Source organism: Gilliamella sp. W8136, from assembly GCF_016101285.1.
Taxonomy (GTDB): domain Bacteria; phylum Pseudomonadota; class Gammaproteobacteria; order Enterobacterales; family Orbaceae; genus Gilliamella; species Gilliamella apicola_N.
Genome location: NZ_JACFQU010000008.1, coordinates 149,278 through 165,253, shown reverse-complemented (window position 1 = coordinate 165,253; position 15,976 = coordinate 149,278). Strand labels below are relative to the sequence as shown.

Here is a 15,976-nt window from a genome sequence, read left to right as displayed (position 1 = left end):
ATTAAGCCTTAAGACTAATATCAAGTAAGTTATGAAAAATTAATCTCAATTATCAGTCATTGGTCAAGTATGAATGCAAAAACTATATGGATGTGTTTGTCTTTAAGAAGCAACAACTACTAATGAAAGTAAACTTAATAACAATAAAGATAAACTTAAAGCGTTATATGGTTCAACTTCCGTACGCTTACCAGATATTATATACACTCAAAAGCTACCTTATATAAAAGGAAAAAATGGTGATATATATCAAGAATCGTCATCTTATCGAGTTTTGCAACCCTCTGGAAAATAATTAACGGATAAACAATAAAAAATTATCCAATTAATAACCGTAATATTTAGCTAAATCTCCTTTTTAGTTGCAATAACTATAACCAAAAAGCACCAAATTAACATTTCTTTATATTGATAAGTTAGTATTAAAATATAATAATTAAAATCAGTGAGTTGATAGAACCAAAATGGTGATAAATAAATAGTAGAAGTTAAATGGATTTTATATACAAATATAAGTAAAATTACCTGAAATATTTATCTAACTTCAATGATGTTCATAAAATTAAATGTAACGAAACATATTATAGTGGTGATTTGTTAGGTTATAATTGAAGATAAATAATACGATGTTAAATAATGTACTATTATAAAATTTTGATGAAAGAAAGTATAAACAAGGATTTGAAATGAGTAAGTATCGAGGCGTCATTCGATTAGGGGATGATACAGATCATGGTGGTAAAGTCATTACTGGATCAACAACGATAAAAGTATGTGGAAAACCAATTGCACGTGTTGGCGATCTTGTCAGTTGTCCAATACATAAACATGGAGTAAACCCAATTGTTGAAGGTGAAGCAACAATGAAAGATCAGGGCAAAAAAATCGCCTTAGATGGACATCATGCTGCCTGTGGTTGTGCCTTAATCTCTTCACTGCCAGAAGTAGGAAAAAGCTGATGGCTATTGATTTTGAATCCTTACCCAAACCATTGCCCAAAAAAGGAAAAATCAAACTATGGCGTTGGCTTGCACTGCTTATAATATTTTTCCTTATCGGGTTTATCGCTACACTCAGTTATGGTTACTTTTTTGGTATATCTGATTTTTGGTTTATCTGTTGCTCAGGTATAACACCATTTTTATTATGGTCTTTTTGTTTTGTATATAAAATATATATACGATTTTATAATAATATTTATATTGAAGAATGGAATTATAATTGTGAAAGGGAGCATCAACACCTGATTGAGTTTGCAAAAAGAGGATTATATGTTATTAGCCATTCTCTTGAAACCAGTCATGGTAAATATGGAAATGGTGTAGGCGTTGCCGAAAGTAAACTCTCCTTAAGTACAAAACCAGTTGGTAATAATGGTCTATTTTTTAAATATGGTTCCTTAACCGTTCCTGAAAATATCTATCCAAGTGATATGCCCAAAAGGATTGAATTGTTATTTAATAACTGGTTACCTGATTACCAACCGATTCTTAATCAATTATCATCACAACTTAAATTACATGTGCGTATATTTATTGATACGCAAATAACAACTGAAGAGTTAGAAAGGATATGGCTTAAAACATTTGGTAAATTTGTTAAACCAACCAGTTTTGAAATTAACGATTCGGCAACAAGCACCACATTTATCGAATCATGGTTAGATAATAGCGATTATGATAGTGATTTATTGTTGGTGATAAATGCCCACCTTTTTCAATCACCAACCGAAAATGAAGGTGAATTTGCTTCAGTTATTCTTTTTGCAGGAGAAGAAGCAATAGAAGATCCATTATTATCCGATTTTAAAGCTCGAACCGTAAAAGTTCATCGCAGTGAACAAACTTCAACATTAACGGAAACTCTTGATAAAGCACTATTGTGGGGAGAAGATAATCAAAGTGATTATGATGGTATTTGGACAAGCCAAGTATCAGAAGAACAGAATAAATTGATTATGACGCATCTGACTGATATTCAATTTAAATTAAATAATTTTTTTGATGTCGATTTTTCTATAGGTTCAGTTAGAAACTGTGCCTATTGGTTATCTTTAGCATTAGCGGTTGAATATAGTCAAGAAAACAAAAAAAAGCAGCTTGTTTTAATCGGTAAACCCAATGTGACTGCTTTTGTTGTTGCTTTTCCAAATCAGATATAATTTTAAAGGATAAGTGATGATATTTATGAAATGGTATCAACGCTTATCTTATCATTGTTCATTAGCAACCTTTATAAGGTAACTGTTTTTTTATTTACTTCACCTCTTTTCCCATCGCTTGTAAATCAGCATGATAAGAGGATCGAACAAATGGTCCGCAGGCCGCATGAGTAAATCCCATACCTAAGGCAATTTGCTTGAGTTCGTCAAATTCTTCGGGTGAAACATAACGTTCGACGGGTAAGTGATACTTACTTGGTTGTAAATATTGACCCAGTGTTAACATGGTTACGCCGTGAGTTCGTAAATCTTTTAAAACCTGTATTAACTCTTCATTGGTTTCACCAAGTCCAACCATTAAACCGGACTTTGTCGGAATATCTGGGTGTTTTTCTTTAAATGCCGATAATAATTTAAGTGAACCTACATAATTGGCTCCAGGACGTATCTTTTTATATAACCGCGGAATGTTCTCTAAATTGTGGTTAAATACATCAGGTGGATTATCACTTAATACTTCGACAGCCTCATTGATACAACCGCGAAAATCAGGTGTAAGCGTTTCAACTTTAATATTTGGACTTAATGCGCGAATTTCGCGAGTACAGTCTGCAAAATGGCTGGCTCCACCATCTTTTAAATCATCACGATCGACCGAAGTTATTACCACATAACGTAATTTCATCTCTTGAATGGTTTGAGCGAGTTTAATGGGTTCTTCGCGGTCTGGAGGTAATGGTCGTCCGTGCGCAACATCACAAAATGGACATCGTCGTGTACAGATATCCCCTAAGATCATAAAAGTGGCGGTACCATGATTAAAACATTCTGCTAAGTTAGGGCAAGACGCTTCTTCACATACGGAATGTAATCCATGTTTACGCATCGTACTTTTAATATGCGCAATATTGGTGGAATGAACTGGTATTTTGATTTTCATCCAATCGGGTTTTTTTAAAGGTGCTGCATCTTCTAACGTAACGGTTGGAATGAGTCGTGTTTTATCCGCATCTCGATATTTTGAACTTCTGACTATGGTTTCATTATTTTGCATAATAGATATCTTATTAGATTAGTTTGTTAACAGATTAATAAAATTGTTGGTCAACAATTGTTTTAATTCAGAACGGTTAATTTGTGGGACAAATTCTTTTAATTGAGTCATCTGCAATCCTGCGTAACCACAAGGATTAATGTTTTTAAATGGTGCCAGATCCATATCGATATTTAATGCAAGCCCATGCAGTGTACATCCTCGTTTGATATGTAATCCTAAAGAGCAAATCTTTTTGTGATCAATATACACACCGGGAGCTTCTGCTTTAGCATAAGACATAATATCATAATGTGCTAAAGTTTGAATGACGCATTTTTCTAAACAGCTAACAATATCACGAATACCTATTTTACGACGTTTTAAATCAAATAAGATATACATGATTTGCTGACCGGGTGCATGATAGGTAATTTGTCCACCACGATCGGTTGCGACAATTGGAATGTCTGTTTGATGTAATAAATGTTCTGGTTTGCCAACTCTGCCTTGCGTAAAAACAGGATAGTGCTCAACTAGCCATATTTCATCAGGCGTTTGTTCATTGCGATTGAGCGTAAAATCATGCATAGCTTGATAGGTTTGCATGTAAGGTTGAGTATGTAACTCTCTAATTATAATATTGTTTGTGATCATATTATTTTTTGCTCTATGCAAATTTAATTTTTAGTAAATTTACTTCTATATATCAGATTTTACTATAGCTTGACAACACATAGGTAAACAAGGTATAACCGATGTTAGTAGTTCTAGCAATTCAATGTATCTTAAATTTGATTTATATCAAATAATTATCTTTTTCTTTACATAACAATTGAAATAGTTGATTAATTTAATAGGAATTAACATTCTTTTCTAACCAGTTGTCTGCTTTACTTTTTTTTGGAAAATGGCAGACTTATATCCATAAAGCTCCATAATGCAGAGTTGAAGCTTACAAAGTTAGTTATAGTTTTAGCTGTAGCTAAGGATGGCAAATACTGCATTTTTATAAACAAAAAAGAGGTTTTTATATGTCGGACATGCAAATGAATGATATCGATCCTGTTGAAACGCAAGATTGGCTCAAAAGTCTTGATTCAATCATTCGTGAAGAAGGAATTGAACGTGCGCAGTATATTATTGAACAATTAGTCAATAAGGCAAAAGAAGGAGGAGTTCCTTTACTTTTTGGTTCTTCAACCAGTAATTATATTAATACCATTCCGGTAGAAGAACAGCCAGCGTATCCAGGTGATTGGGAAATAGAAAGACGGATTCGTTCAATTGTGCGTTGGAATGCAATTATGATGGTGTTAAGAGCATCTAAAAAGGATTTAGAGCTTGGCGGGCATATGGCATCATTCCAATCAGCAGCAACTTTTTACGAAGTCTGTTTTAACCACTTTTTTAGAGCTAGAAATGACAAAGACGGTGGTGATTTAGTTTATTTCCAAGGTCATATTTCCCCAGGTATCTATTCAAGAGCATTTATTGAAGGCCGACTCACTGAAGAACAACTTGATAATTTCCGCCAAGAAGTTCACGGTAAAGGACTTCCATCATATCCGCACCCTAAATTACTCCCTGAATTTTGGCAATTCCCAACCGTTTCAATGGGATTGGGACCAGTAAGTGCTATTTATCAAGCTCGATTCTTAAAATATTTAAATCATCGTGGTTTAAAAGACACCACAGAACAAACTGTTTATGCTTTCTTAGGTGATGGTGAAATGGATGAACCAGAATCTAAAGGTGCAATTACGGTTGCTACTCGTGAAAAACTGGATAACTTAGTATTCGTCATCAACTGTAACTTACAACGTTTAGATGGTCCAGTTACCGGTAATGGTAAAATCATCAATGAATTAGAAGGTGTCTTTGCTGGTGCAGGTTGGAATGTTATCAAAGTTATTTGGGGTGACCGTTGGGATAAACTCCTACAAAAAGATAAATCTGGCAAGTTAGTAAGATTAATGAACGAAACGCTTGATGGTGATTATCAAACCTTTAAATCAAAAGATGGTGCTTATGTACGTGAGCATTTCTTTGGTAAATATCCTGAAACAGCAGAATTAGTAAAAGATATGTCTGATGAAGAAATTTTCAGACTTAATCGTGGTGGTCAAGACCCATCTAAAATGTTTGCAGCCTTTATGCGTGCTAAAGAGACCAAAGACCGACCAACAGTTATTTTAGCGCATACTATCAAAGGTTATGGTATGGGTGAAGCAGCGGAAGCGAAAAATATTGCTCACCAAGTGAAAAAAATGAATATGGATGGTGTGCGTCATGTGCGTGACTTCTTCAATATTCCTGTTACGGATGATGCTTTAGAAAAATTACCATACATTAAATTTGAAGAGCACACACCTGAATATAAATACATTCATGAACGCCGTAACGCTTTAAATGGTTATGTACCATCAAGATTAACTCATTTTTCAGGAACGGTCTCAATTCCTCCTTTAAGTGAATTTGCTCCACTACTTGAAGCACAAACTAAAGAAATTTCAACAACTATTGCTTTTGTACGAGCGCTTAATATCATGTTGAAAGACAAAGATCTTGCGCCACGTCTAGTACCAATTCTAGCTGATGAAGCTCGTACTTTTGGTATGGAAGGACTATTTCGTCAAATCGGTATTTATAATCCGCATGGTCAACAATATACGCCGCAAGATAGAGAACAAGTCGCTTATTATCGTGAAGATGAAAAAGGGCAAATCCTACAAGAGGGGATCAATGAATGTGGTGCAACAGCATCATGGATTGCTGCGGCAACATCATACAGCACTAATGATTACCCAATGATTCCATTTTACATCTATTACTCAATGTTTGGTTTCCAACGTATTGGTGATTTGATGTGGGCAGCGGGTGATCAACAAGCACGAGGCTTTATGATTGGTGGTACTTCAGGCCGAACAACCTTAAATGGTGAAGGGTTACAACATCAAGATGGTCACAGTCATATTCAAGCTTTAACGATTCCAAACTGCGTATCTTACGATCCTGCTTATGCTTATGAAGTTGCTGTTATTATGCAAGATGGTTTACGTCGTATGTATGGCGATCAAGAAAACGTCTACTACTATATTACGACACTAAATGAAAACTATGCTCAACCTGCAATGCCTGAAGGTGTGGAAGAGGGGATCCGTCGTGGTATCTATAAACTTGACACTGTTCAAGGTCAAAACGGTAAACCAACCGTTCAGCTATTAGGTTCTGGTTCAATTTTACGTCATGTGCGTGATGCGGCGGATATTTTAGCTAAAGAGTATGGTGTTGGTTCTGATATCTATAGTGTCACTTCATTTACTGAACTTGCTCGTGATGGTCAAGATTGTGAACGTTACAACATGTTACATCCAAGCGAAACACCGAAAGTGCCTTACGTGGCGCAAGTAATGAATAATAATCCAGCTGTTGTTTCAACTGACTATATGAAACTATTTGCCGAACAAATACGTGGCTTTGTACCAGCGGAAAATTATCGTGTATTAGGAACCGATGGTTTCGGACGCAGTGATAGCCGTGAAAATTTACGTCATCACTTTGAAGTCGATGCTTCTTATGTTGTCATTGCAGCATTAGGTGAGCTTGCTAAACGGGGTGACATTGAAGCAAGTGTCGTTGAAGAAGCGATCAAAAAGTTCGAGATCAATGCTGATAAACTCAACCCACGTATTGCATAAGAGGTAAAAAGAATGAGTATTGAAATTAAATTGCCTGATATTGGTAATGATGAAGTTGAAGTTACCGAAATTTTAGTAAAAGTGGGTGATAAGGTCGCTGTTGATGATAACATCATGACGGTTGAAGGGGATAAAGCTTCAATGGAAATTCCTGCTCCACAAGCAGGGATTGTAAAATCAATTATTGTTAAAGTTGGTGATAAAGTTAAAACCGGTGTGGATATTATGGTATTTGATGAAGAGGGCAGCGCTGCTGCTCCAGCGCCACAATCAGCATCACAACCTGCTGCACCAAAAGTTGAAGTTACACCGACTACTTCATCAGTGAGTCAAACTGTTGATGTCAATGTTCCAGATATTGGTGGTGACGAGGTTGAAGTTACCGAAATTTCAGTCAAGGTAGGTGATACTGTTGCGATTGATGACAATATTATAACGGTTGAGGGTGATAAAGCCTCAATGGAAATTCCCGCACCAGTTGCCGGTATAGTTAAAAATATTATCATTAAAGTTGGTGATAAAGTTAAAACTGGTTCCAAAATTATGGAATTTGAAACGACTACAGCAGCGGCACCTATGGCTAATAGTGCTGCGACAGCTCCTGCTCCAGCTTCAACACCAACTGCATCCGCACCAGTCTCTGCGGTTGCTGCAACGCCTACTGCATCTGCAACGGTACCAGCCACTTCAGGTAATGATTTTGTTGAAAACGATGCTTATGCACATGCTACACCGTCAGTACGTCGCTTAGCGCGTGAATTTGGTGTTAATTTGGCTAAAGTCACACCAACAGGACCAAAACATCGTATTTTACGTGAAGATATTCAAGCGTATGTTAAAAATGCGGTTAAACAAGTTGAGAGTGGCGCTGCGGGTGGTGCTCTACCAGGCTTATTACCTTGGCCAAAAGTTGATTTTAGTAAGTTTGGTGAAATAGAAAGCTTACCATTAACTAAAATTCAAAAAGTATCAGGCGCTAATTTACATCGTAACTGGGTAATGATCCCTCATGTTACTGAGTTTGATGAATCAGATATTACTGATCTTGAAGCATTCCGCAAACAACAAAATGCCGAAGCTGAGAAGAAAAAACTCGACCTTAAGATCACACCACTGGTCTTTATTATGAAAGCAGTAGCCAGTGCATTAAAAGCTTATCCACGTTTTAACAGCTCACTATCTGAAGATGCGCAAACGCTAATTATCAAAAAATACATTAATATTGGTGTAGCGGTTGATACACCAAACGGACTTGTAGTACCTGTATTTAAAGATGTTGATAAAAAGGGTATTGTTGATCTTTCTCGTGAACTTGCGGAAATCTCTAAAAAAGCACGGGATGGTAAATTAACGGGTAGCGATATGCAAGGTGGTTGCTTCACTATTTCCAGCTTAGGGGGAATTGGTACAACTTCATTCACGCCAATTGTGAACGCTCCGGAAGTGGGTATTTTAGGTGTTTCTCGTTCTAGCATGAAACCTATTTGGAACGGTAAAGAATTTACACCTCGCTTAATGTTGCCATTATCTTTATCTTTTGATCACCGTGTGATCGACGGAGCAGATGGTGCACGCTTCCTAAGTCATATTGTTAACGTTTTATCCGACTTACGTCGTTTAGTGATGTAGTGGGGGAATATAGATTATGAGTCAAGAAGTTAAAACACAACTTGTCGTCTTGGGTGCAGGTCCAGCGGGTTACTCCGCTGCCTTTCGCGCTGCCGATCTTGGGTTAGATGTCACCTTAGTTGAACGCTATTCAACTTTAGGTGGTGTGTGTCTAAATGTGGGTTGTATTCCATCTAAAGCATTACTACATGTTGCTAAAGTTATGGATGAAGCCAAATCATTGACCGCGCACGGTATTCATTTTGGTACACCAAAGCTAGAACTGGATAAAGTGCGAGCTTGGAAAGAAAAGGTCATTAATCAATTGACTAACGGTCTTGCAGGCATGGCTAAAATGCGTAAAGTGAATGTCATTCAAGGTGACGCTCAGTTTACTGGTAGCCATACAATGGATGTGACATCAGCTAAAGGTATTACTAAAATTACTTTTGATAATGCCATTATTGCCGCAGGCTCACGCCCAATTCAATTACCTTTTATTCCTCATGATGATCCGCGAATTTGGGATTCAACGGATGCGTTAGCATTAACTACCATTCCTAAAAAATTATTATTAATGGGAGGCGGAATTATCGGTCTTGAAATGGGAACCGTATACCATGCCTTAGGTTCAGAAGTTGATGTGGTTGAAATGTTCGATCAAGTGATCCCTGCTGCGGATAAAGATGTGATCAAAGTCTTTACTAAGCAGATTCAAAATAAATTCACTCTAAGGCTTGAAACTAAAGTGACGACAGTTGAAGCAAAACACGATGCAATTTATGTCACTATGGAGAAGAAAGACGGCACTACTGAAACTCACACTTATGATGCAGTCTTAGTGGCAATTGGTCGCTCTCCAAATGGTAAACTCATCGGCGCTGAAAATGCGGGCGTAAATGTTACCGATCGAGGATTCATCGAAGTGGATAAGCAAATGCGTACCAATGTTCCTCATATCTATGCTATAGGTGATATTGTAGGTCAACCAATGTTGGCTCACAAAGGGGTACATGAAGGACATGTTGCAGCTGAAGTCATCGCGGGTAAAAAACACTTCTTCGATCCTAAAACGATTCCTTCTATTGCCTATACTGAACCCGAAGTTGCTTGGGTTGGTTTAACCGAAAAAGAGGCAAAAGAAAAGGGCATTGATTACGAAGTTGCGATTTTCCCTTGGTCAGCATCAGGACGAGCTATTGCATCTGATTGTTCAGAAGGTATGACTAAGTTAATTTTTAATAAAGCGGATAATCGTTTACTCGGTGGTGCCGTAGTCGGTGCGAATGGTGGTGAATTACTTGGTGAAATCACCTTAGCCGTTGAAATGGGCTGTGATGCAGAAGATATTGCTTTAACCATCCATGCCCACCCAACACTGCATGAATCAATCGGTTTAGCTTCTGAAATTTATGAAGGTTCTATTACCGATTTACCTAATGCAAAAGCAGTAAAAAAATAAAATTTTAATTTTAAGTTTCCTTCAATAATTTGCCGTCAGTTTACTCTGACGGTTTTTTTTATTTTGTACGTTATGTTAATTAAATTTCATTCTTATAAAAAAGCTCAAAGTTAATTATTAAGTTATTTTCAAGTTAACGACACATTTACTTAATAGAACCTATTTCGTGAAAAGAAAATGAAACGGTATAGACTCCTGAATATTTTTTACAAAATAAATTATAAACTATTAATATAATTAATTATTTTAGATAAAACTCAACCCAATTATTTATTCAAACTAAAATCCTATTCACAATCCTATCGATAGTTTAAAAACTATTTTTTATCGCTGTGCAATCAGTTATTTTGTCAAAAAGCTTCAGGTTATAGCTATATTTGAGTAAAAATCAATTTTTAGGCCTAATGATTTAAAAATAGATGTTACCAAATACCTTTGGGTAATACATAAAATCCAAATTCTACCTATAATTCACAATGATCATTCTTTGCTTAGAATTTAAAATTGGCGTGATTTTATAATAAAATGGTATAGACTCCTGAATAATTTTTACATAACTGATTATAACCAAATGATATAATTAAGTTTTTGAATGTCTTTAACTCTATTATTTAACTACTCTAAAATTTTATTCATAATTTTATTGGTATTTTTAAAGAGAAAATTTTTTTGGTAATTGTTGGTTAGTTATTTATGCCAAAAGCTTCAGGTTATAGCTATATTTGAGTAAAAGTCAATTTTTAGGCCTAATGATTTAAAAACACTCTACAAAATACTTATGCAGAATACATAAAATCCAAATTATACCTACAATTCACAATGATCATTCTTTCTTAGAATTTAGATCTGGCGTGATTTTATAATGAAATGGTATAGACTCCTGAATAATTTTTACATAACTGATTATAACCAAATGATATAATTAAGTTTTTGAATGTCTTTAACTCTATTATTTAACTACTCTAAAATTTTATTCATAATTTTATTGGTATTTTTAAAGAGAAAATTTTTTTGGTAATTGTTGGTTAGTTATTTATGCCAAAAGCTTTCAGGTTATGTTTGAATAGAAGTGATTTTTTAGATATAACTTTTAATAAAAATTCGATGCAAAATACTCAATAAAAAATCTGCAATATCCAAATTTTGTTAATCCTTGTTTGATCATGTTTAAGTAACAAATTTTTAATGATATTTTATTAATATAATTAATAATATCAGTAAGTTATGCATGTAATTTGATTTAAAAAAATACTAAAAAAAGATTGCAAAAAACGCAAAAAAAGGTATTTTATAGACTTCTTAGATTATTTTTTATCACAGCTTTATTCAAGCGTTTTATTTCTAACGAATTTTCAAATAATCAAATTGTTAGTGAAAAATAATCCTAAATACTTATTAATAATAAATAATTCAATAAAACACATTTGCAGTGTACATGAAATATATTGAGGATAGCATGGATAAAGGATCACCCAATCTAGTGGATCAGTTGGGCAATGGTTTAAGTCGGGGTTTAAAGCAAGGTTTAGTTAATGGAGCAGGACATAATCGTTATACACTAAATATTGATGGTTTACCTGCTGAAGTTTCAGTTTTACAAGTTGAGGGTAATGAGCAACTTAACCAGCCTTGGTATTACACCATTACCTTTACCAGCTCGGATAAACAACTTTCTGTTGAGTCATTTCTTAACCAAAATGCCTGTTTGAGTTTTAATCCTGCTAATTCTAGTAGTTTAAGTGACTTTGCAACTCAAGGACTTAATGCACTTAATTCCTTAACTTCGGCTAATCCATTAGATGCATTAAAACAGTCTGAGCCATTAAAACAGTTAGATAAACTTAAACAATCTAATCCACTTGATTCACTTAACTCTTTAACCCAGTTTAATCCGCTTAATCCGTTAAACTCACTATTATCTCAAGGCAGCTCACGCACTCTTTATGGTGTGATAACCCAGTTCAGTCAATTATCAGTCAGTAATGATGAAGCCCGTTATCAGGTTGTCTTGTCCTCGCAATTAGCCAAACTGGCATTAAGTCATAACTGTGCTATTTTTCAGAATCAAAGCGTTATCAGTGTGGTTGAAGAGGTCTTGCGTGGTCATGGTTATACAGGAATTGATTATCGTTTAGTGCTTAAAGAGCAATACCCTGAACGCGAATTTATCACCCAGTGGCAAGAGAGTGACCTTGAGTTTATTCAAAGACTGCTTGCTGATGTGGGGGTCTATTTCCGGTTTGAAACGCATGGTGAACATAATTGTGATGTGATGGTCATCAGTGATTATGAGCAAGGTTATCAGCAGGTGGCTGATATTGTGTACAAACAACCGAGTGGCACACTGGATAATGGCGTTGAAAGTGTCTGGGATATAACCTTACACAGTCAGATGGTGGAATCTTCGGTACAAGTACAAGATTATAACTACCGCGATGCGCAGGCCAATTTACTCGGTGAAGTTAACAGCCAAAGGAAAGATAATACCACTTATGGCACCGATTACCGTTATGATGAGCACTATAAAGGCTTAAATAGCAATGGTAGTAATACCAATAACAATGATATAAATAATTACAACAGTAATGATGATGAAAACAGTGGTGATATTGATACCGATGACAGTCAAGGCAGTAACGGCAATAGTAATGACAACGACAATAATAGCGATAACACTAACAATAGTAATAGCAATAACAACAGCAGTGATATTAACAGTAATCAAGCTAACACCGGTAATGTTGTTGAAAGTGGTGAATGGTATGCCCGCATTCGCCATGAACACGCCATTAGCCGTCAAATTGTTATCCGGGGTAAAAGCAATCAGGCCAATTTAGCTCCTGGTCAACATATCCGCATCAAAGGCAGTACGATTGCCGGAATAGATGAGGGGGTAATGATATTAACGGTGCAAGGACAGGGAAATCGCAGTGAGGCTTATGAGCTGAGTTTTACTGCTATACCATACCAACCATTAAAACCTTACCGCCCAGAGCCGATTCCTTTTCCGACTATTGACGGCACTTTACCGGCACGAGTAACCAGTCCGAATAATGACACCTATGGTTATATTGATACACAAGGGCGCTATCGGGTTAAATTTAACTTTGATTTAAAAGAGTGGCGAAACGGTGAAGAGAGCTTATGGTTAAGACTGGCTAAACCGTATGCGGGCAGTACCTATGGTTTTCACTTTCCACTGATTGATGGCACAGAAGTTGCGGTAGCGTTTACTAACGGTAATCCGGACCGACCTTATATTGCACATGCGATGCATGACAGTCAACACCCTGACCATGTGACCGCCATAAACAAACACCGAAATGTAATTCGTACTCCTGCTAACAACAAACTGCGGATGGATGATAAGCGCGGACAAGAGCACATCAAGTTAGCGACCGAATACGGTAAAACCCAGCTTAACATCGGGCATTTAGTTGACCAAAACAAAGAGCAGCGCGGTGAGGGATTTGAACTGCGCACCGATGAGTGGGGAGCGATTGCGGCCAATAAAGGTTTATATCTGACCAGTCAGACCGAGCCTAAGGCACAGGGTAAACAACTGGATATGCAAGGTGCCATTACCCAGCTTGAAAATGCGTTATCAATTGCCAAAGCACTGCAAAATGCAGCAACTGCCTCTGAAGCCCATGGTGCGGATACTGACAGTCAGGCGCAACTTAAAACAACATTAACCCAATTAGCCCAAAGTGGTATTCTTGCTTATGCACAAGAGGGCATCGCTTTAACCAGTCCAGAAAACATTCAACTGTCCACATCAAACAGCGTTTCAATGACCAGTGAAAACCAAACTGACATTAATGCGTTAAAAAACATAACTGTCTCATCAGGGGAATCCATCGGTCTGTTTGCCCATAAGTCGGGAATGAAAGTCTTTGCTAACCAAGGTGATGTTGAGGTGCAGGCACAAAATGCCAACCTGAATATGGCTGCTAAGCAAGATATTAAAATAGACAGTGTTGATGGAAAATTAACGGTCACCGCAAGTGAAGATCTGAAGTTAATGTGCGGAGGTTCATACATCAAAATCAGTAGTGCTGGGATTGAACTGGGTACGGCGGATAATGTTTATATAAAAAGTAGTGCACTACAAAAAATGGGGCCAGCTTCAATACCGACTCCTTATCTTAGCTTACCTTATGTCAATGGATGTAGCGAATTTTTTATTCTAACGGATCATGAAACCGGCAAGCCTTTACCTTTCCATCCTTATCAAATTGAAATTAATGGACAAATTGTTAGTGGTATCACAGATGCAAAAGGACATACCCGACGAATATTTACTGAGAATCCAGAAACAATTGTCGGTAAGGCTCTTGAGAAAAAATCACAAAATACGTTCGAAGCAAGACATATAGCAACAGGTAAGCGAGTAAAGCTCGATTTTAATGATAGTTAGGATAAAAAACAATGAATGGAATGAGTAATAAAAAAACCGCAAAACCAACAACTGCAGGGCGCAGTACTGCCACAACTCGTCGTGATGCATCCGAATTAGGTACAGTTTTATTAGTAGATAATGCTGTCGATATTTTTTATTTATGTAATAAAATGCAAGCAGCAAAAAATTCTCCCTATATTTGTAAAACAAATAATACGCCTCGATATCAACGACAAGTAACCATGTGGATTAGACAAGATGCTGCAAGTTTTGGGTATCAATTCCCTTATTGCGGTGAGGTAGGATACAACATGACCACTGAACCACCTACACCATTAATGAGTAACAGTGAACCGTCTCGACCAAGTTATTGGCCAGTATCAAAATATCAAATGATCTATCGTGAATACCGCGAAGCGAATATATATGGTGACCCAACAGGAGGTTATCGATTTGATTTTGGTGGCGTTAACGTGGTTGATTCTATGGTTAATAAAACAACACTTGAAAACGAGTTATCGCTAAAGAGAAGTCGTGATAATGACATTGAAAAAGGATATCGAACACTCAATCCTGAGAAAGCAAGTGAGCGATTCCCAAATGGACGAGGTATGATTCGTATTCCTGACGTAATTAGAAAAAAGGATCATACTTTAACCGGTGAAAAAGGTTATCATCCTGATAATATTAATACTGTTATTGAAATAAAATTTCCTGGGGATGACCTTAGTAAGGATCAGCGTAAAGATTATTTAAAAATTGCAGGAGGCAATCGTGATAGATTTCGCTTAATGACGTTAAAGCAATGTGAATTTCGTAACCGCAAAGATAAAGAAGAAGAGATGCTTGCCAATGCTAAAGATGATCCACTTTATCAAACTATTGGCGAAACTGCTATGACTAATCCCAAATCAGCACTTAATATTGAACAGCGCATGCAGCTTGAATATGATGCTATATACAAGCATATTATTAAATGGGTTAAACAACAAGAGATTGAATATAGCCGTCCACAATTAGTGGCAATTGATGATTACAATCAAAAAAGATATGCAGAAGCTTGGCAACGTTATGAACAACGGCATGAGATGATTGTTAACTATCCATTAGCTGCAGTTGGCGTTGCAAGCATGTCCGCAATGGCTGGTGCTTTCGTTACTGGAACCTCCGTTACCGAAATAGCAACTACAACTACAGTAGTTCGTAGTGGCGCTAAAGTCATAGAGTTTACCCCAATAACAAAAGCCACAGTAGCAACCGTTGGAGCAGCATCTTTGCCATTAGCAGCCGAGCAGGGAATGACTAATAATTATGTATTAGAACGCAATGGGCAGCTTACCTATTATCCAGAATTTAATGAGCAAGAAAAGCTTAAATATGAAGATGATCGCCTTATTGAAATTGATTATCGTTATCAGCAGAATTTAGACTTTGATAAAATAGACACAACGATAGGATATATTGATGATTCTGCCCAAGCTAAGCAAAATAAGGACAGATTTCGGTTGGATAAAAACAATTATAAAATTCATTACTATCCATATCGACAACAGTTTTATTACTATTTTACTCCCGGCGATGAACCAACAGATTTTGAAAGTAATTGATA

The 15,976-nt window shown here is 36.4% G+C and carries 9 protein-coding genes; 7 read left to right on the top strand and 2 right to left on the bottom strand.

Annotated elements, in window-relative coordinates; translation table 11 throughout:
- Positions 1 to 686: 686 nt before the first annotated feature.
- Both H3T96_RS07030 and H3T96_RS07025 read left to right on the top strand, forming a co-directional pair.
- The gene (locus tag H3T96_RS07030) at positions 687 to 959 is read left to right on the top strand and encodes a PAAR domain-containing protein (RefSeq protein ID WP_039128253.1); all 273 of its coding nucleotides are present in this window, start codon (positions 687 to 689) and stop codon (positions 957 to 959) included.
- Positions 959 to 2,161, top strand: coding sequence for a hypothetical protein (locus H3T96_RS07025; RefSeq protein WP_144093142.1), 1,203 nt, complete (start codon positions 959 to 961; stop codon positions 2,159 to 2,161). The genes H3T96_RS07030 and H3T96_RS07025 overlap by 1 nt, the downstream gene beginning before the upstream one ends.
- Before the next feature lie 94 nt (positions 2,162 to 2,255).
- Here H3T96_RS07025 and lipA read toward each other — a convergent pair whose 3' ends face one another.
- A complete protein-coding gene (gene lipA, locus H3T96_RS07020) occupies positions 2,256 to 3,215 on the bottom strand; it encodes a lipoyl synthase (RefSeq protein ID WP_144093140.1) in 960 nt (319 codons plus the stop codon).
- A gap of 18 nt (positions 3,216 to 3,233) precedes the next feature.
- Positions 3,234 to 3,851: a lipoyl(octanoyl) transferase LipB gene (gene lipB, locus H3T96_RS07015; protein WP_039128260.1), complete on the bottom strand. Its 618-nt coding sequence runs from the start codon at positions 3,849 to 3,851 to the stop codon at positions 3,234 to 3,236.
- Positions 3,852 to 4,228: 377 nt separating this feature from the next.
- Between lipB and aceE the strand changes: the two genes are divergently transcribed.
- From aceE to H3T96_RS06990, 5 genes are all read left to right on the top strand, one after another.
- A complete protein-coding gene (gene aceE / locus H3T96_RS07010) occupies positions 4,229 to 6,895 on the top strand; it encodes a pyruvate dehydrogenase (acetyl-transferring), homodimeric type (protein WP_039128263.1) in 2,667 nt (888 codons plus the stop codon).
- A gap of 12 nt (positions 6,896 to 6,907) precedes the next feature.
- Entirely contained in the window at positions 6,908 to 8,524 is a 1,617-nt protein-coding gene (aceF, locus tag H3T96_RS07005; RefSeq protein WP_144093138.1) for a pyruvate dehydrogenase complex dihydrolipoyllysine-residue acetyltransferase, read from the top strand.
- A gap of 16 nt (positions 8,525 to 8,540) precedes the next feature.
- Entirely contained in the window at positions 8,541 to 9,965 is a 1,425-nt protein-coding gene (gene lpdA, locus H3T96_RS07000; RefSeq protein WP_086308754.1) for a dihydrolipoyl dehydrogenase, read from the top strand.
- Between the two features lie 1,435 nt (positions 9,966 to 11,400).
- A complete protein-coding gene (locus tag H3T96_RS06995; protein ID WP_198248622.1) occupies positions 11,401 to 14,385 on the top strand; it encodes a type VI secretion system Vgr family protein in 2,985 nt (994 codons plus the stop codon).
- Between the two features lie 20 nt (positions 14,386 to 14,405).
- The gene (locus H3T96_RS06990; protein WP_186279242.1) at positions 14,406 to 15,974 is read left to right on the top strand and encodes a VRR-NUC domain-containing protein; all 1,569 of its coding nucleotides are present in this window, start codon (positions 14,406 to 14,408) and stop codon (positions 15,972 to 15,974) included.
- Positions 15,975 to 15,976: the final 2 nt, after the last annotated feature.

Excerpts from the sequence above, each read along its gene's own strand:
- lipB (WP_039128260.1), bottom strand. The coding sequence starts at position 3,851 with ATGATCACAAACAATATTATAATTAGAGAGTTACATACTCAACCTTAC.
- H3T96_RS06995 (WP_198248622.1), top strand. The coding sequence starts at position 11,401 with ATGAAATATATTGAGGATAGCATGGATAAAGGATCACCCAATCTAGTG.
- H3T96_RS07025 (WP_144093142.1), top strand. The coding sequence starts at position 959 with ATGGCTATTGATTTTGAATCCTTACCCAAACCATTGCCCAAAAAAGGA.
- aceF (WP_144093138.1), top strand. The coding sequence starts at position 6,908 with ATGAGTATTGAAATTAAATTGCCTGATATTGGTAATGATGAAGTTGAA.
- aceE (WP_039128263.1), top strand. The coding sequence starts at position 4,229 with ATGTCGGACATGCAAATGAATGATATCGATCCTGTTGAAACGCAAGAT.
- lipA (WP_144093140.1), bottom strand. The coding sequence starts at position 3,215 with ATGCAAAATAATGAAACCATAGTCAGAAGTTCAAAATATCGAGATGCG.
- lpdA (WP_086308754.1), top strand. The coding sequence starts at position 8,541 with ATGAGTCAAGAAGTTAAAACACAACTTGTCGTCTTGGGTGCAGGTCCA.
- H3T96_RS06990 (WP_186279242.1), top strand. The coding sequence starts at position 14,406 with ATGAGTAATAAAAAAACCGCAAAACCAACAACTGCAGGGCGCAGTACT.
- H3T96_RS07030 (WP_039128253.1), top strand. The coding sequence starts at position 687 with ATGAGTAAGTATCGAGGCGTCATTCGATTAGGGGATGATACAGATCAT.